Annotated in this window: 13 protein-coding genes; 6 read left to right on the top strand and 7 right to left on the bottom strand. The window is 57.3% G+C overall.

Going from position 1 to position 18,226, the window contains the following annotated elements; translation table 11 throughout:
* Positions 1–66 precede the first annotated feature (66 nt).
* The gene (locus H5U08_RS00875; protein ID WP_297029195.1) at positions 67–816 is read right to left on the bottom strand and encodes a serine/threonine-protein kinase; all 750 of its coding nucleotides are present in this window, start codon (positions 814–816) and stop codon (positions 67–69) included.
* Positions 817–1,158: 342 nt separating this feature from the next.
* On the bottom strand, positions 1,159–2,472 hold the full coding sequence (locus H5U08_RS00870; RefSeq protein WP_297029192.1) for a UDP-glucose/GDP-mannose dehydrogenase family protein: 1,314 nt from the start codon (positions 2,470–2,472) through the stop codon (positions 1,159–1,161).
* A gap of 490 nt (positions 2,473–2,962) precedes the next feature.
* Here H5U08_RS00870 and H5U08_RS00865 point away from each other — a divergent pair, with 490 nt between their 5' ends.
* The 3 genes from H5U08_RS00865 (at position 2,963) to H5U08_RS00855 (ending at position 6,730) form a co-directional block, all read left to right on the top strand.
* On the top strand, positions 2,963–4,411 hold the full coding sequence (locus H5U08_RS00865; protein ID WP_297029190.1) for a PAS domain-containing protein: 1,449 nt from the start codon (positions 2,963–2,965) through the stop codon (positions 4,409–4,411).
* 335 nt (positions 4,412–4,746) lie between these two features.
* The gene (locus tag H5U08_RS00860; RefSeq protein ID WP_297029188.1) at positions 4,747–5,058 is read left to right on the top strand and encodes a hypothetical protein; all 312 of its coding nucleotides are present in this window, start codon (positions 4,747–4,749) and stop codon (positions 5,056–5,058) included.
* A 286-nt stretch (positions 5,059–5,344) separates the two neighbouring features.
* Complete coding sequence (locus H5U08_RS00855) at positions 5,345–6,730, top strand: DUF362 domain-containing protein (RefSeq protein ID WP_297029186.1); 1,386 nt, start codon at positions 5,345–5,347, stop codon at positions 6,728–6,730.
* Between the two features lie 58 nt (positions 6,731–6,788).
* Here H5U08_RS00855 and bioA read toward each other — a convergent pair whose 3' ends face one another.
* The 5 genes from bioA to gatC all read right to left on the bottom strand — a co-directional run bounded on the left by bioA (position 6,789) and on the right by gatC (position 12,511).
* Positions 6,789–8,141 carry an adenosylmethionine--8-amino-7-oxononanoate transaminase gene (gene bioA / locus H5U08_RS00850; RefSeq protein WP_297029184.1) on the bottom strand — a complete coding sequence of 451 codons (1,353 nt, stop codon included), beginning with the start codon at positions 8,139–8,141 and terminating at the stop codon, positions 6,789–6,791.
* An 8-nt stretch (positions 8,142–8,149) separates the two neighbouring features.
* The gene (locus H5U08_RS00845; protein WP_297029183.1) at positions 8,150–8,929 is read right to left on the bottom strand and encodes an SAM-dependent chlorinase/fluorinase; all 780 of its coding nucleotides are present in this window, start codon (positions 8,927–8,929) and stop codon (positions 8,150–8,152) included.
* A 102-nt stretch (positions 8,930–9,031) separates the two neighbouring features.
* Positions 9,032–10,513 (bottom strand): Asp-tRNA(Asn)/Glu-tRNA(Gln) amidotransferase subunit GatB, encoded by a 1,482-nt coding sequence (gene gatB / locus H5U08_RS00840; protein WP_297029181.1) that lies wholly within the window; start codon positions 10,511–10,513, stop codon positions 9,032–9,034.
* 84 nt (positions 10,514–10,597) lie between these two features.
* On the bottom strand, positions 10,598–12,175 hold the full coding sequence (locus H5U08_RS00835) for an Asp-tRNA(Asn)/Glu-tRNA(Gln) amidotransferase subunit GatA (protein ID WP_297029179.1): 1,578 nt from the start codon (positions 12,173–12,175) through the stop codon (positions 10,598–10,600).
* A gap of 42 nt (positions 12,176–12,217) precedes the next feature.
* Entirely contained in the window at positions 12,218–12,511 is a 294-nt protein-coding gene (gene gatC, locus H5U08_RS00830; protein WP_297029196.1) for an Asp-tRNA(Asn)/Glu-tRNA(Gln) amidotransferase subunit GatC, read from the bottom strand.
* Between the two features lie 445 nt (positions 12,512–12,956).
* Between gatC and H5U08_RS00825 the strand changes: the two genes are divergently transcribed.
* From H5U08_RS00825 to H5U08_RS00815, 3 genes are read left to right on the top strand one after another with little or no spacing between them, the layout of a single operon-like run.
* Positions 12,957–15,128 (top strand): TonB-dependent receptor, encoded by a 2,172-nt coding sequence (locus H5U08_RS00825; protein ID WP_297029177.1) that lies wholly within the window; start codon positions 12,957–12,959, stop codon positions 15,126–15,128.
* A gap of 25 nt (positions 15,129–15,153) precedes the next feature.
* On the top strand, positions 15,154–15,747 hold the full coding sequence (locus H5U08_RS00820) for a YfiR family protein (protein WP_297029175.1): 594 nt from the start codon (positions 15,154–15,156) through the stop codon (positions 15,745–15,747).
* Positions 15,748–15,752: 5 nt separating this feature from the next.
* Positions 15,753–17,858 (top strand): ATP-binding protein, encoded by a 2,106-nt coding sequence (locus H5U08_RS00815; protein WP_297029173.1) that lies wholly within the window; start codon positions 15,753–15,755, stop codon positions 17,856–17,858.
* Positions 17,859–18,226: the final 368 nt, after the last annotated feature.

Genomic DNA, 18,226 nt, shown 5'->3' with positions numbered 1-18,226 from the left:
GAGGACCGTTCCACCGGGGAACGGAGGCTGGCCCGTCAGCAGGAAGAAGAGCGTGCAGCCCAAAGACTAAATGTCGCTGCGGACATCCGCCAGCCGAGGATCTCGCGCCTGTTCCGGCGCGATATAGTCGAATGTCCCCAGAGTTGTGCCACTGCTGGTCAGATCCTGCGCCGGCCCTCTGGGTTGATAAATTCGGGCCAATCCCAGGTCGATCAATTTGGCCTGGCCATCGTGGGTCACAATGATGTTGGACGGTTTGATGTCTCGATGGATGACCCCTCGCCTGCTCGCGTGATCGAGGGCCTCGGCCACCTGAAGGATGTATCGCACGGCATCCACCCAGGGGAGCGGCCCTTTTTCTTCCACGAGTTTTCGCAGGTTGGTGCCTTCGATGAACTCGAAGGCGATGTAGTGAACCCCATCCTGCTCACCCGCCGCATAGACCTGCACGATGCCCGGATGGTTCAATCGCGCGGCAGACCGGGCTTCGTTCTGGAATCTTGCGAGGGTTTGCGGGTCCGCAGCCTGCTCGGGTGTGAGGACCTTCAGCGCCACCACCCGGGAAAGGCGGGCATCGAACGCCCGAAATACCCGGCCCATCCCTCCGCCACCGATATACTCCAGGATCTCGTAAGGACCGAGGGTGGCTCCCGGGCTGACTCTGGGGGTGAGGATTTCCACGCCAATTTCGGGCGAGGAGACCGGCAGCAGCGCCTCGGCGGGAGTGATCACCGTCGGCTGTTCTTCCAGCCGAACTGGCTTCGCCGGTGACGGCTGTCGCGAAGGGGTGCCGGTTCTCTCGTTACCCTCGATCATGCCAGTCGATTCACACTTACCGGACGGCGGACGGGTTGGCAGTCCGACTGACCGACGTTCGGCCCTCTTCCATAAGCCTCTGGCCGGTCGTCTGCCAAGTTATCGTCAGCGACCTGGAGAAGTTACCTCAGTTCATCCCCTATCTGGACTAGAACCGCCCACCCATCGGGCGAGGAAAAGTCTCACCAGATACTCGCACGGTTTCCGGGCACACTCACTGCCGATACCGCAGCGGCGTTATTGTCATTTTAACCGTCCGTGTGCGAATCAGTCAAACGCATTCTCGCTTCGGCTCCGCGGCCTGTTGGCAGTTAGGGACCACATCGGGGCCCCGGCAACAGATTACGGTCTGACCGGCGGTCGTCCAATGCTGTAATAGGTGAAGCCAAGATCCTTCATGCGATGAGGATTGTAGATATTTCGTCCGTCGAAGATGACCGGCCGTTTCAATCGGCGCTTCATCTCGTCGAAGTCAGGGTGGATGAACTGCTTCCATTCCGTCACGATCACCAGGGCGTCGGCACCATCCAGGGCTTCATCCCGTTGCTGACAGTACGTGAGCCGGTTTCCGTAGCGTTTGCGGACGTTCTCCATCGCTTCCGGGTCATACACTCGCAGAGCCGCCCCGTGCTGGAGCAGGCCATCAATCAAGACCAAAGATGGCGCCTCGCGAATGTCGTCCGTTCCCGGTTTGAAGGCAAGCCCCCAGATGGCAATCGTTTTGTCCGAAAGAGCACCGCCGAAGTGCTCCCGGATTTTGCGGAGGAGAATTGCTTTTTGATGTTCGTTGACCTGGTGCGTGGCCTCCAGAATCCGCGGGGTCACATCGTGAGCGCGAGCCACGGCCGCCAAGGCCCGAACGTCTTTGGGAAAGCAACTGCCTCCGTAGCCAACGCCCGGGAACAGAAACGCAAAACCGATCCGGCTGTCGTGCCCGATTCCCCGGCGAACATCGTTGATATCGGCTCCCGTCCGCTCGCAGATGGCCGCGATTTCGTTGATGAAACTGATCTTTGTGGCGAGCATCGCGTTGGCCGCGTACTTGGTCATTTCGGCACTTTCCGGTGACATGAAAAGCAGAGGCTTGTCCGTACGCAGATAAGGCTGGTAGAGATCCCAGAGGACTTCCAGGACCTCCTCCCGCCGTGCCCCCACTACCACGCGGTCGGGCTTCATGAAATCTTCCACGGCCGCACCCTCTTTCAGAAACTCGGGATTGGTGGCCACATCCACGGAGCGGCCGGTGAGTTCGCGGAGCCTGGCGGTGACCGCCGCGTTCGTTCCGACCGGCGCCGTGCTCTTGATCACCACGATGGCGTCCTCGGCGAGGTGGGGAGCCATCTCCTCGACGACCGCCCAAAGGGCCGACAAATCGACAGAGCCGTCATCCCGGGGCGGTGTTCCCACGGCAATGAAGATGAGTTTTGCCCATCGGACGGCGCTAGGCAAATCTGTGGTAAAGCGCAGACGGCCTGCCGCTATATTTCGCTGGAGGAGTTCTTCCAAACCGGGCTCGTAGATCGGACATTCGCCCGCCTGCAGGAGTCGAATTTTTTCAGCATCGCAATCTACGCAGATGACATCGTTGCCGGTTTCGGCGAAGCACGTGCCGGTCACAAGCCCCACGTAACCAGTGCCTATCATCGCGATCCTCACGGCTGGCCTCCTTTTTTCTTTATTTCAGCTTTCTTAATTTTGTCCGCAGAGTCCGGTGACTTACATTAACCGTGGAGCCCCTTCCGGAGCAATTCGAAGATCACAAATACCCCACCAACAAGGGGGCTTATTGTCTGTTGCGTGGGCAAGCTCAAAAAATCTAGCACAGAAATAGGTCCACCGCATGGTTGGAAAAGGGCGGTGTGTTTCACACCGCGGGCTCCCCTTATTCGGGTTATTGACACACAACGATGGGGGGCTATAGTTCACATTGCACGGTCAATTCATGGGCGGGTGCAACGCTTGAAAAGGCGGCAGTTCATGCTCGTATGACTCACGTGACTCACGGGCACCGAAATTCGTGATAGCTTTTGCGGTTCACGGCCGCTGCAAGACCATCCGTGCACCGTAACGTTCGCCGCAACGTACTGAAAAATAGTGCGTTTTTGCAAACAAAGTATCCTTTTCTCTCACACTGCGTGGACTTTAGATGTTTGTGATCATTGTCGTCGTCATTTCCCTCCTATGCCAGGCCGCGGCCGCCTGGGTTGCCCTGCGGATCGCCAGCCGGTTTCGGCCGGGTTGGGGCTGGCTGCTTCTTGCTGTGGCCATGGTCCTGATGGTGGTTCGCAGCTTCAGCGTGCTGGCCGAAAGCTGGCTGGGACTTCCCCAGGACCTTATTTCCGAATCGGTAGGGTTGCTGATTTCCCTGGCCTCTCTTGCCGGCGTGGTGCTTATCGAGCCGGTTCTTCAGGGCGCCTATCGCTATCAAACGTTCATGGAGCTTGAAACACACCGCCTCAGCGGGCTTCTGCAAACTCTTCCCGGGGTGGTGTATCAGTGTCGCAATGATCCTCAGTGGACCATGGAGTACATCAGCAACGGCTGCCGAGAGTTGACGGGTTATGCTCCGGAAGACCTCATTGGAAACCGACGGAGGGCCTACGCGGAGCTCATCGTTCCAGAGGACCGTGAAAAAGTTTGGCAGGAAGTCCAGAAGGCGGTCAGGGAGCGCCGGCCGTATCGCCTGGTCTACCGCATCCGCACGGCTTCCGGTGACGTTAAATGGGTTTGGGAACAAGGATCGGCAGTCTATGACGAGGAGGGTGAGGTGGCTTTCCTCACCGGATATATCACCGACGTGACAACTTGGCGACAGATTGAAGAGGAACTCGAACAGGCCCGTCAGGACTGGCATTCGGAGAAACAAGCCTGGCGGCGAACAGAAAAACGGCTGCTCAACGAAGTCTGGGAGCTCCAGGAGCGGCAGAACGAAGCGATCGCTTACGAAATCCACGACGGATTCATTCAGCAGGCAACCGGCGCGCTCATGAGCCTGGAGACCTACCGCCATCTACGAAATACAACTCCCCAGGAAGCGGAGAGTTTTCTCGATCGCGCCATCCATCTTATCCGGAACGCCATCGCCGAAGCCCGGCGGCTGATTCGGGGACTTCGCCCGGACCTTCTCGAAGAAGGTGGGCTGATCCCAGCTCTGGAAACTTTCTTTCAAGAGATTCGGGCGCGTCATCACATCGACATCGAATTCCATCACGAAACGCAGTTCGTACGCCTGGCCGCCCCCATGGAAATGCATCTGTTCCGCATCGTGCAGGAAGCGGTGCTCAATGCGGCGCGGCACAGCGGAAGTCCCCGGGTGGCCGTCTCACTCCGGCAGCAGGATTCCACCCTGGAAATTGAGGTGCGTGACTGGGGAAGTGGATTTGACGTCGAGCGAATCCCCGCGGGGCATTACGGTATTCATTCCATCCGCGATCGCGCTAAACTCCTCGGCGGCTGGGCAGAGATTACCTCGCAGCCACAGCAGGGCACGACTGTGCGCGTGACGGTACCGCTGGACGTGCTGCCCACAAATGGGGTTGATCTCAATCCGTACACGGGCAACCCTCTGGTGCCGACCCCTTCTTCCAATAGTTGACCTGGCTTACGGCCGGAGGTCCTTTTGCCTCATCCCCACTTGTGGTTTGGAGCTGAGAGGGGCCAAAAGCTCAATGTGTTGTAGGGGCAATTCATGAATTGCCCCTCCAGGGCTTCAAACACAAGGAAAACCGTCGGATTCCGGTAGGGCGACTCGTGACTGGCCCACCGGCACCCTGCCGCAACTTTTCAACTGCTCTGGGCCGGATTAGATTAAGGGGGGCCAGAGAGTCATCGCTGCTTGGTGTTCATTAACAGCACAAACCACGAACCCGGGTCGTTCACCCTGTTTCAATTGACCCATTTGGTTTGTCTTCTGGCAGAAGGAGGTGGCGCATGACGAAAACGGCAATCATCCAGGCACAGCAGCGATGGGAGTACATGTTTCTGACGCGACGCTCCGAGCTGGCCCTTCAGGACGAACTCAATGCCGTGGGCCAGCAGGGTTGGGAGCTTGTGGCGGTGGAGTATTACAAGGACGCCAAAGGAATCATGGGCTGGATTGCCTTTCTGAAGCGTCCTTGCGCGGGTCCCAAACCGACCGGGTCAGGGGGCGAGGGACACACCCAGCAGACAACCGGCCCGGAGAGCCATCACACTCCCACGCTGTCTCCCGACGATGTGTTTGACATCAAAGAGAGTGGTTGACCACCTCCATTGATCGCGCACGACCACGGCCAACGCATGTCCGCCGGGGAAAGGGCCAATGGCTTCCCTTTTTATTTGTCAGCCCAAAAGTGCCACGCTCGCCCTTTCCACAGAGTTAAAAGCCGTCCGATTGGCAGGCGCTTTCCCGCGGCTATGGTACCTTCGGGCAGCGATTGGCCAAGCAACCCAATCAGAAAGATTCTCCTGGGCCACGAAAAGCAGTATATTGAGGCTACCGGGAAGAACACGTGCGTCATTTGTCTTCTTTGTAAAGGGAGGGCCAGTCATGTCGGATCATCGCCATTGTCCGTACGCCGCCGAGGCACCCGATTTGTCATCCGTCAGTCGCCGTCAATTCATCGGCAGCTCCGCAGCCTTTGTGGGCCTTTTCACTGCGACGAAGGTTGGCCGTGCGGAAGAGGCCGTTTCGGATCAGCCCGTCCCCCTCAAACCTATTGGCAAAGGAAAGGGAATATTTCCCGGTCGTGTGGTCTGGACGCATGATCCCGGGGTGGTGGAATGGAAAGGGCCCGATGACGGCCGGTGGTGGGAAGGAAATCACGTCAAGCAGGACCGCGTCAACCAGATGATGGACCAGGCAGTCTGCCATCTTACCGGAGCAAACACCGTCAAAGAAGCCTGGGACAAACTTTTCCGCCATTTCAATACCACCCGCCAGGGTGTCGCTCAGGGGTATCAGCCGGGCCAGAAGATTGCCATCAAGCCGAATTGGGTGGGGATGATCTTTCGAGAAAACGTCGTTGATCCTGAAACCTACCGCTTCATCAGGCGCGAAAATTACATGAACACGTCACCGCATATGATTCTTGCGCTCCTTCGACAACTGGTGGATGAAGTGGGGGTCAAGCCTGCTGATATCACGATTTGCGATACCCTCGCTTATCTCGTCCATGAATACTATGACATCCTTCACGCCCATTATAGAGACGTTCAATATGTGGACTATGCTGGGAAGTTTGGACGAATTAAAGTTGAAGCGTCAGAAGTCCCCCTCTACTGGAGTTCACGGCCACAGGGAGTGGCCCAGGACGTCATTCCCAGATGCTTCGCCGAGGCTGACTATCTGATCAATTTCGCGAACTTCAAAGCCCACAGCGGGGCCGGCGTCACACTCTGCGCCAAAAACCACTACGGATCGCTCATTCGCTGGCCTGTTCAGGAGAATTATTACGACATGCATCCCCATTGCTTCTCGAATACTCCCCGGATCTATCGCCCGCTGGTGGATTTGATGGGGCACGCTCATCTCGGCGGCAAGACGGTGTTGTACCTGATTGATGGCCTCTTTTCCGGAGTGCATCCGCGTGATCCTGTTCCGCAGAAAATGCATATTCCACCCATGGAAGACCAATGGTCGTGCAGCTTATTCGCATCACAGGATCCCGTGGCCATCGACTCGGTCGCCTTCGACTTTTTGTATGCAGAAGGCACGCCATTCCCACGCAAAGGAGGTGTGGACGATTATCTCCACGAGGCGGCTCTCGCCGACAGGCCGCCTTCGGGAACGTTCTACGACCCCAATCACCCTGAACCCACGGAACGCCTGCCCAGTCTGGGCGTTCATGAGCACTGGAATAATCCCCGAGAAAAGAAATATTCGCGCAACCTCGGTGCCGGGGAAGGGATTGAACTGGTAACCGTTACGTTGTGAAGGCCGCGCCACGGTATCGTGCCTGCCCGATGCGGGCAAGCCCCCAAGCCGGAGGTGCTTACTCCGTCACGGCGATAATGCCGCGCTCCACGGCCTGGCAGATGTGGTCGATTTCCTCCAGGCTGATCGCCAGCGGTGGGAAAATGACGATCACGTCGCCCAGCGGTCGAAGGAAAACACCCTCCTGTCGGACGTACTGGCAGACCTGCCACCCGCGGCGCTCCGTCCAGGGATACGGCCGTTTGGTGGCCTTGTCCTCGACCAACTCGATGCCGGCAATCAGCCCACACTGCCGCACGTGGCCCACATGGGGCCGTTCGGCGATCCTTTGCAGATGGCTGGCCAGCCGCTCGATTTTGGGGGGAAGTTGTTCTAGAGTGCGCTCTTCCTCGAACACGTCGAGATTTGCCAGGGCCACGGCTGCCCCCAGCGGATTCCCGCCGTACGTATGACCGTGGAAGAACGTCCGCAGCGAAGCGTAATCACCCAGGAATGCGTTGTAGATCTCGTCTGTGACCAGGGTAGCGGCGACGGGCAGATACCCGCCCGTGATCCCCTTTCCCAAACAGAGCAAATCCGGAGTTACCTCCTCATGCTCGCAGGCGAACATCCGGCCGGTTCGACCGAATCCCACCGCCACCTCGTCGGCAATGAGCAACACCCCATATTTCCTGGTCAACTCCCGAACCCCCCGTAAATACCCGGGTGGATGAACGACCATACCCGCGGCGCATTGCACCAGGGGCTCCATGATCATGCCGACGATGCGTTTGTGTTCGCGGCGCAACACCTCCTCGAGCTGCCCGAGATAGTACTCAGCCAGCCTCTCGGGCGAGACTCCCTCGGGTGTTCGATACGTGTCGGGACAGGGCAGCCGAATTGTGGGGAACATAAGCGGCTGAAACACGGCGTTGAACCGATCCACTCCCCCCACGCTTACCGCGCCCAGCGTGTCTCCGTGATAGGCCTCGCCGAGTGCCAGGAAGACTGTCTTCTGCGGTTGAGGATCAGGAATCTGACGCCAGTACTGAAACGCCACCTTGAGAGCCACCTCCACCGCCCCGGCACCGCTGTCCGCGAAGAACACATGATTCAGCCCTGTCGGGGCAATCTCGGTCAGGCGTTTTGCCAGACGGATAGTAGTTGGATTGGAACAGCCCAGGGAAGTCACGTGCGCCACCCTGTCTAACTGTTCCCGAATAGCCTGATCCAACCGGGGATGTCGATGCCCGTGCACATTGCACCAGAGGCTGGCAACCCCGTCGATATACTCTCGCCCATCAATATCGATGAGCCGACATCCCTGGGCACGCTCGATAATAAATGGCTCATACTCCGCCATTTGAGTAAACGCATGCCAATAAATTGTGCGGTCCCACTGGCGGAGCAATTCTTTTTCTTTCTCGTCCATCGTTTCTTTTACCACGTCACCAAAACAGGTGTGCCCACAACGAGTTTCGTCTGCTCGGCCGCACTCCCGTTGACGACAGCAATTTCCAAATATCCCTGCGAGCCAAACAGCGCAATCAGATCACCCGGCGCACGCTCACCATACGTCCGGCTGAGCTCTGTAAATTGATAGGCTCCTACTTTAATCAAAGGCCTTATTTGCCGGGGCCAGCAATCTTTCCCTATATTCGTGATTAAATTGCCAAAGCGATCGATAAATACAATCCGGCCCTGGATTTCACGATCGCCAACACGAGGCTGCCAGTCACCGGAAAGTTCCACCCACTTTTGCGTGGGCGGTCCAAGTTCCTCCAGTGGAACACCATGCGTCAACCAGGCCAGCGCCGGTCCCATCAGGTCCCGGCCGTGGAACGTGCTGCTGACCTCCGAACGAAAGTACGCGCGATTCTCCAGCCACACGGCTCGTCGGGGAGGCGACGACCGGACGAGGAATGTCAGCAAACCATTGTCAGGTGCCACGATGTACCGGCCTTCCCAATCTACCGCCAGACACCGTCGCTCGGTTCCCACGCCCGGATCAATCACCGCCAGATGAAAACTGCCTGCCGGGAAGTAAGGTACCGTGTGACGCAGAATCCATGCCCCGCTGACCACATCTTGAGGCGGAATTTCATGGGTAACATCCACAAGGGAGAGTTGCCGATTGATCGACAGCAGGACTGCCTTCAACTGGGCGACGTAGATACTGTCCCGGCCAAAATCCGTCGTGAGCGTTACAAGAGGTGCCATACCGCCGTTTTGTCCTCCACCGTCAGAAACCTTCGATGTGAACCCTCCGCCAGGAAGAGCTTCTCCGAGTCACGCCGCATTGACTGAGGCAAAGGCGGTTATTCAGGCTTGCCGCTGGATCAATTCGAGGCAGATTTCTTTCACCCGAGCAGGGTTGACATTCGGATTGCGTTTTTTCGCCTGACCAACGAGGCTGCCGATCGCCTTATCTTTCCCCGCTTTCACTTCTGCGACCACCCGGGGATTGGCGGCGACCAGTTCCTCACACAGGCGGCGCAATTCGCCTTCGTCCACCTGTACAATTCCCAATCGCTGAACGGCTTCCGCCGCCGAGCAACGTTGCTCCACCATCTCCGCGAAGACCATCCTGGCCTTGGCCGTGTCCAGTTCACCCGCCCGCACCTTCCGAAGAAGCTCCGCGAGGTTGTCCGCACTTACAGGAAATTGCGCGATTGTCCATTGGCGCTCATTGAGCGTCCGGAGGACATCCTGCTGCACCCAGTTGGCAGCCATTTTCCCATCCCCGCATCCCTGCGCCAAACGGCAGTAGTAGTCCACGAATGCCCGTCCCTGATTGACGATCACATCACTATCGTATGCCGTGATCTGGTAGGTTGTTTGCAATCGGCGACGGATCTCCGCCGGCAATTCGCCTAGGGTTGCGCGAATGCGTTCCAATTCTTCCTCGGTGATCGTGACCGGTACCAGATCCGGCTCTGGGAAATATCGATAATCGCTGGACTCCTCTTTGGAGCGCTGAGGTCGTGTTATTTGGGCGTCTTCATCCCAGCCACGGGTCTGCTTGGGCACATCTCCCAGTTTGTGCCCGGTTTCCAAAAACGCTTCGTACTGCCGTTGCGCCTCGTAGGTGAGTGCTCGCTCCACCGCCCGAAAGCTGTTCATGTTTTTCACTTCCACGATGGGCGTGGCCACGTGACCACCGTCATCGGTAGGAATATGAAGATTGATGTTGGCATCCACCCGCAGACTTCCCTCCTGCATGTTGCAGTCGGAAACTTCCAGATAATTGAGAAGCAACTTCAGCTCGGTGAGAAACGTTTTCGCCTCCGTCGGTGAGTGCAAATCTGGCTTGGTGACGATCTCCAAAAGGGGCGTCCCCGCCCGATTCAAATCGATCCGGCTGTCTGCCCGGCCGGCTTTTTCATCATGCATGCTTTTGCCGGCATCTTCCTCCAGATGGACACGAATGATCCCAATCCGTCGTGTTCCCTCGCCGTCTTCAGCAGGAATATCCAGGTAACCCCCGCGACAGATGGGCAGGTCGTACTGACTGATCTGATAGCCCTTGGGCAAATCGGGATAGTAGTAATTTTTTCGGTCCCACTTACTAAATCGAGCAATCTCGCCATTGAGCGCAAGGCCCGTCTTCACCGCGAGTTCGAACGCCTTACGATTCATCACGGGCAGAACCCCGGGCATCCCGATGCACACAGGACAGGTCTGCGTGTTCGGCGGGGCCCCGAATTTCGTGGAACATCCACAAAAAAGTTTGCTCTCCGTGAGCAACTGCACGTGGACTTCCAAACCGATCACAATCTTATAGGGTCTGTCGCCCATGCTCATCTGATCTTTATCACCCAGTCCTGTTCGATCCTGTCACGCGTGAATATTTCGTAGCGGGTTAATCAAGGCTGCCGGGGGGTCGTTTCAAGCCGGCTGTGGACTGTCTTCGATCAACGGCGGACGACGCCGGTGCCAGTCCGTCACCTGCTGAAACAGATGCCCCATTTGCAGTAATCGCTCTTCAGAAAGCGGTGGTCCCTGAAGCTGCACTCCGATGGGCAGTCCTTCTGTGCTCAATCCCGCTGGGAAGGCCAGGGCTGGAATCCCGGCGAGATTGCCACTTACTGTAAACAGATCAAAAAGGTACATCGCCAACGGATCGTTGATTTTCTCGCCAATCCGGAAGGCCGGTGCCGGTGTCACCGGCCCGAGAATCATATCCACCGTTTCAAACGCCCGGTCGTAGTCCTGGCGGATTAGCCGTCGAACCTTCAGCGCCTTGAGATAATAGGCGTCATAATAACCGGCACTCAGCGCGTACGTCCCGAGCATGATCCGCCGTTTGACCTCCGCCCCGAACCCTTCCGCCCGAGTCTTCCGGTAGAGCCTGACCAGGGCCGTGTCGAGATCATCCAGCGCAGCCAGATTGCCCTCTTGCTGCAGGCGCCGGCGTTCCTCGGCCAGTTCCGCCAGCATGGCCTTTTCGTCGGTCCGATATCCGTAATGCACGCCGTCATAGCGGGCAAGATTACTGGAGGCCTCACTGCACGCGATGATGTAGTACGTGGCCACGGCGTATCGGGCATGGGGCAGCCTGACCTCCCGGATTTCTGCTCCTAATGATCGAAAGACGTTCAGTGCTTCTTCCATAGTCCGGACAACGTCAGGCGACACACCGTCGCTGAGCATTTCCGGAACATAGCCGATCTTGATGGACTCCGGCCGGTGCGAGATCACTTCACGATAGGGGGGGACCGATCTGTTGATTGACGTGGCATCCCGGGGATCGTGGCCCGCCAGGACCTCCAGCAGCAAAGCGCAGTCTTCGGCGGACTGAGCCAAAGGCCCAATCTGATCGAGACTGCTGGCAAATGCGACAAGCCCGAAACGACTCACCCGACCATAGGTGGGCTTCAACCCGGTCACGCCGCAAAGCGCTGCGGGTTGCCGTATCGAACCGCCTGTATCGCTGCCGACCGAAAGCGGCACCATTCGTGCGGCCACACAGGCCGCCGCACCTCCACTCGAGCCGCCGGGTATCCGTTCCAGATCCCAGGGGTTGCGGGTTTTTTGAAAGGCCGACGTTTCCGTTGACCCACCCATCGCGAATTCGTCAAGGTTGGTCTTGCCAATGATGATGGCGTCCGCGGCCTTGAGCCGCGCCACCACCGTGGCATCATAAGGCGGGACAAAACGCGCCAGCATCCGCGAAGCGCACGTGGTTGGCTCCCCTTCCATACAGAGGTTGTCTTTAACTGCCACAGGAAGCCCGGCCAGTGGGCCGAGTTTTTCTCCTCGGGCCCGCCGCCGATCGACCTCCCTTGCCTGATCCATGGCCTTCTCGCCCCGCACCGCAAGGAACGCCCCCACGCGCCGATCGTATCTCTCGATCTGAGCCAGCGCCGCCTGGACCAGATCCTGTGAGGTAACGCGCCCGTCACGAAGGGCCACCAGGAGCTCGGTGACAGATGTGTCAAACGGGAATCTATTGAGACTCGTCATCGCCAATCGGAATGATTACCCGAAGCAAGGACCATTGAAAGCTCACACATCGCCCAACACCGCAGGAACGAGGTAACACTCGTCATCCCGATGGGGGGCATTCGCCAGTGCTACTTCACGATCCAGGCTTTTTTCTACATGGTCCTCGCGAAAAACATTGGCAAATTCCACGGCATGGGCCAGTGGTTCCACTCCCTCGGTATCGACCTCGTTCAACAAAGCCATGTATTCCAGGACCCGCCCGAGCTGCCCGGTCATCTCGTCGAGTTCCTCGGGCGTGAGAATCAGCCTGGCCAAAAAGGCCACTTTTTCAATTTCCTGGCGAGTAAGAGTCATAGCCGCCACGCTCAATCGTCCATTTCACACAGTCCACTCTGTGGGGGTGCAACCCCACCACTTCCGCGCCGTGCAGGCTCCGCGGTATGCGGGCACCAGAACAATCCAGTATACCGCCAACCACACCGAACGAGTGACCTCCCCGAATCCGCATCGGGCGAAAATTCCAGCCCGCCGACGTGGTTTCTCCGGCTGGACCCAGGTCACTTCTGGCGATCAGCCCAAACTTTTTCACATTTTCTGCTCTTCTTGACGATGCCACACATTGGGCGACGCTCGCAGCATCTGTGAATACACCTCCGCGGCTCAAGAGCGCTGTTCACTTCAACCTGGCCTGGATTTTTTTAACCGATCAGCCAGCAGTGTGGGTGAAAACGCGGGCATGACAGCTCTGGCCCGATTCACAGATCATCGTTTCGCCAGCATGAGGCGGAGGCGTTGCAGCTTGTCGCCGTGGACTGCATGCGCCATCGCCGCTTTGGCGGGTTTGCTGGGCAGCCTGGTACCGGGCTCGTCTCGACCTCAGATGGTAGCGTTTGCCGATTGGAATTCTTCGGAAATCGCCGCTCCATCATCTTCCACTACCCCGGAAAATCCTCCCAACCTGGATAACCATCTGCCCACCACACAGAACCAAGGGGATTATGACATTTTCAAGCTCGATGTGGAACAACTCACCCAGCTTGATGTGGTCGCGCCGTCTTTTCAAACAGAGGTGACGACCGTCACCCGGCAGGAAAGCAACGTCGGGCATTCGCCCGCCGCAGTGTACGTTATTACATCCGAAATGATTCGCCGATCGGGTGCGCGGACAATTCCCGACCTTCTCCGACTTGTTCCCGGCTTCCACGTAGCCCGCATGGATGCCAACAAATGGGCCATCTCGTGCCGTGGTTTTACTGACCGTTTTGCCGACAAACTTCTCGTTCAAATTGACGGTCGCACCGTTTACACCCCTCTTTTCTCTGGGGTGTACTGGGACGTTCAGGATCTTCTCCTGGAGGATATCGAACGGATCGAGGTCATTCGCGGTCCCGGCGCCAGCGTGTGGGGTGCCAACGCCGTCAACGGGGTCGTCAATATCATCACGAAAAACTCCAGCAACACGCAGGGAACGTTCTTCCAAGCGGGGGCTGGAACAGAAGAAAAGGGATTTGCCGAAGCACGCTACGGCGGAAAGATCAACGATCAAACGACTTTCCGAATCTACGGTAAATGGTTCGAAAGAGACGGCGGTTATCTTCCGCCAACTTCCTCTTTTGCACCGAACGAACCGGACGACTGGCGCCAGGCCCGAACTGGATTTCGGATTGACCACACCCCCACGCAGGACGACCTTATCACGTTACAGGGCGACTATTACAACGGCTACTCGGGAGAGGGGGCCCGTCTCCCCGGTTCATTTCCGCCAACCTTTCGCGTCGCGATCCGCGACGATGTCCACGTCGAGGGCGGCAATATTCTGTGGCGGTGGTCGCGTCAGGTGGATGAGAATTCCAATTGGGCAATCCAAATTTATTACGACCGCACCGAGCGTCATAACACCGGATTCCTGTACGCGGATGACCGCGACATATTCGACATCGACTTCCAGCACTCCTTTCCACTGGGAGATCGTCACGCTATCACATGGGGATTTGGGTACAGGTACACCGAAGATTTCGTAAATCCCCAGCCCTGGTATCTGGGATTCAATCCGGCCAAGCGGGCGGATGATCTTTTCAGCTACTTCATCCAGGACGAAATGGAAGTCATCGACGAGCGATTGTTTTTCCTTGTTGGATCAAAGTTCGAACACAACGATTATACGGGTTTTGAATATCAGCCCACTGGCCGGGTGGTCTGGCGACCGAACCCGAGAACGGCTTTTTGGGGAGCCATCTCTCGCGCGGTGCGAAGTCCCTCGCGCGCTGACTCTGATCTCGAGTTGGTCCTTCTCTACGACATTTTGCCCGGACCGCTGCCGCAATTCGCCGTTGTTCAGGGAAATCCCCACTTTAAAAGCGAAAGCCTTCTCAGCTACGAAATTGGCCTGCGCCGGCAGCCGGTCAAAACGTTCTACTGGGACCTATCCGTCTTTTATAACGACTACGACGACCTGCGCGGTTATCTGCCTCTAACACCGATCGGTGGGAGCACCCCCGGCGGCTGGCCCGCCGTCATTGTTCCCGTCACCTGGACCAACGGGACCAGGGCGCAAACGTATGGGTTCGAATGGTCGGGTTCCTGGGAATTCAGCGAGACCTGGTCGGTCCGCGGGGGGTATAGTTTTATCAGGCTGAATATTGAGCCAGCACCAAATGTCATCCTGGCAGCGGAGGAAGGAGGAACGCCACGGAACATTTATTTCATTTGGCTGACAGGACAACCCTGGAAGACATGGCAGATGGACATGATCCTGCGCTATGTTGACAACGTCGGTAGTCCCAACGTACCTCGTTACCTTGTAGCCGATATTCGCCTGGCGCGGCAGCTATCGAAATATGCGGAGGTTTTCGTGGTGGGCCGGAACCTGTTCGACAGTGCCCACTGGGAATGGTCCCAGCAGGACTCCCTCGCCGTAATCGGCACGGAAGTTCAAAGCGAGGTCTACGGCGGTATTACATTGCGCTATTGAGCGGGAACAGTTTGGTGAAGACCTGATGGATCCAGCCAATTTGCGGCATGACACACCGCAAACAGTCGTGCAATGGGGCACAGGGCTACTGCGCCATCACATGTGCGCCGCAGTATTTCTCCTTTTCGTCGTGTCAGGACCGGCATATTCGCAAGAATTAATCAACCGCGAATATCTGATAAAGGCCGCATTTCTTATAAATTTTGCTCGCTACATCGAATGGCCGGACCTTGCCAACGAGTCCGACGCTCCGCTCATCATCGGCGTTTATCAGCCTGATCCAATCAGCCCCTACCTCCGTCAGGCGATCCAGAGTGACGCGGCCCCTCGCACGATACAACTTCGGATACTCAACCCCGATGATCCGGCTCCGCGCTGTCATATTCTATACTTTCCTAGAGGTGTCCCCGCGGAAGTTCAACGGAATATTTTGCAGACCATCCCCGTCAAAGGTGTCCTCTTGGTCGGTGAAACAGAGGGATTTCTCGAATGGGGTGGTACCATCAATTTCGTCATCGTGGAAAACAAGGTACGTCTGGAGATCAATGCATCACAGGCTCAGGTTCAGGGTCTAAAGATCAGTTCGAAACTCATTCAGATTGCGCGACTCGTGAGATAAGACGTTTGTCCCATTACCGAACATCGGGGATCCGCCGCATCTTCACCCGGCTCGCCAAGTCACTGAACGCTCTGCCGCTGCATCGGAGGAATCTGCAGTGGTTTCTGGATCGCCCTCTGCGCACGAAGCTTCGCCTGATCTTTGCCACCACGCTGGGAAGCGCGTTCGTGATTGTCAGTCTCGCCGTCATCGCGCTTCAGGTCCATCTGGCACTCCACCATGAGGCGGCACAACTCCGTGCTCTCGCCGGTGTGGTCGCCGCAAACGCCTCGGCCGCCGTGGAGTTCGAAGACCGGGAAACCGCGGCAGAACTGCTGCAAAGCACCTTTTCTAAACGAGATGTCATGCGGGCCGCCATTTATGACGCCGACGGTCACCTGTTCGTAACCACACTCTCTCCGACTCTCACAAGCGAACTCAAACCGCTTCCACTCCGTCTGTCCGACCTGCAAGCGCGACGCAGCCCGCCGCTCAGCCGGCTCACCGTCCTTGTGCCTATTGTGCACCATAACCATTTGGCGGGCCATGTCTTTGTGGAAGCTTCACTCCGCAGCGCCTGGCAAAACATCGCTCTCTACCTTTCTGTGATGGTTGGGGTGTTTGCCCTTGCCGGTGCATTTTCCGCCTGGGTCACCGTGTATTTCCAACAGGCCCTCCTCATGCATGTCACACGTCTTCAAAAGACCATGGAAGAAATCACGCGGACCGGCGATTACTCGATGCGGGTCGACGTCAGTTCTCGGGATGAGCTGGGCCAACTGGCCCAGCAGTTCAACACCATGCTGGGCTACATCGAGCAGGCCGAAGCCGCACTTCGGGAAACGAACGAAAAGCTCGAAGAACGCGTTCGGGAACGGACGGAGCAACTTCAACAGGCCTGTGATGCCGCCGAGGCCGCCAACCGTGCCAAAAGCGTCTTTCTCGCCAACATGAGCCACGAGATCCGTACGCCCATGTCGGCCATCCTGGGATACCTCGATTTCCTCGCAGACGAGGATACCACTCCCGAACAGCGTGCCAGTTATCTGGCCATTATCCGCCGGAATGGTGAACATCTGCTCAACCTGATCAACGATATTCTGGACCTGTCAAAAATCGAGTCGGGCAAATTCTCCGTCGCACGTCAGCCGTGCCATCCTGTCGAAATCGCCCATGACGCGGTCTCCCTCATGAAAGTCAAAGCGGCCGCCAAAAACATTGACCTGGCCCTCGAACTCGTTGGCCCGGTTCCCCAACAAATTCACAGCGATCCAGTAAGGTTGAAGCAGATTCTTGTCAATCTGATGAATAATGCGGTGAAGTTTACAGATCAGGGCAAAGTAACATTAAAGCTTTATTTGCAGGACGAACAGAATAAACGTCAGATGTGCTTTGCCGTTGTGGACACCGGACCGGGAATTCCTGAATCCGATCGCGAACGGATTTTCGAAGCATTTGTTCAGGGAGAAGAGTCACTCGCCCGGCGGCATGGCGGTACAGGCCTGGGCCTGACAATCAGCCGCAAACTTGCTCATTTATTAGGCGGAGATATTTCGGTTTCGAGTACGCTTGGTCAGGGAAGCACCTTTGTACTCACTATTGATCCCGGCCCGCTCGACGGGATCCCCATGATCACCACCTGGACACCCCAGGCACAACCCGACGCCCAAAGTCAGAATAAAGGACCAGTTCCAGCGTTCCATGGTCGCGTTCTTCTGGCAGAGGATGGTCCGGATAATCAGCGTTTGCTCACTTTCATTCTTCGCAAGGCGGGATTTCAAGTGGCTGTCGCAACCAATGGCGAAGAAGCCCTCCGGATGGTCGAACTGGCGGAGCATCAGGGCACGCCGTTCGAATGCATCCTGATGGATATGCAAATGCCCATCGTTGATGGGTACACCGCGGTGCGTGAACTGCGCAGTCGGGGATGCCGGACCCCGATCATCGCGCTGACCGCTCACGCCATGGTCGGCGACCGGGAAGCGTGCCTGGCTGCGGGGTGCGATGATTATCTGTCCAAGCCGGTGGATAGAAAAACACTGGTCGAGACTGTCGCCCGCTATGTCGCCGTGCACCGAGAGAACGTGGAACGAGGGACAGCTTGTCTTTCGGAATCCCGCCCGGAAAAATGATGTCGCCTCCACCGGCTCCTGATTCATCCCCCATTTTCCCCTGCCAACGGGGGCGCAAACATCGAGAAGGGGTCGCCCGGGACCGGGATTCCACCCGGAGGTACTTGCTCGTCACCGGCGGTTCGCAGCGGCGGATCATGTATTGTCTCAGGTTGGGCACGAGGAGCGTGCCCCTCCAGCCTTCGCAAAACCTTTTTCGGCAAAACATGTTTCGGAGGGACCTGCTTGTCAGGTCCGTGTGTTGTCGGAGGGACCTGCTTGTCAGGTCCGTGTGTTGGAAGTCGGGAGGGATCTGATTCTCCACACAGAATGGTTACTCACAGCGTTCACCGGTAGGGGCAATTCATGAATTGCCCCTACCAATGCTT

It is taken from the genome of Thermogutta sp. (assembly GCF_014359955.1).
GTDB lineage: Bacteria > Planctomycetota > Planctomycetia > Pirellulales > Thermoguttaceae > Thermogutta.
The sequence above is the reverse complement of the archived record's forward strand: the minus strand, read 5'-3'. Positions and strand labels throughout refer to the sequence as shown.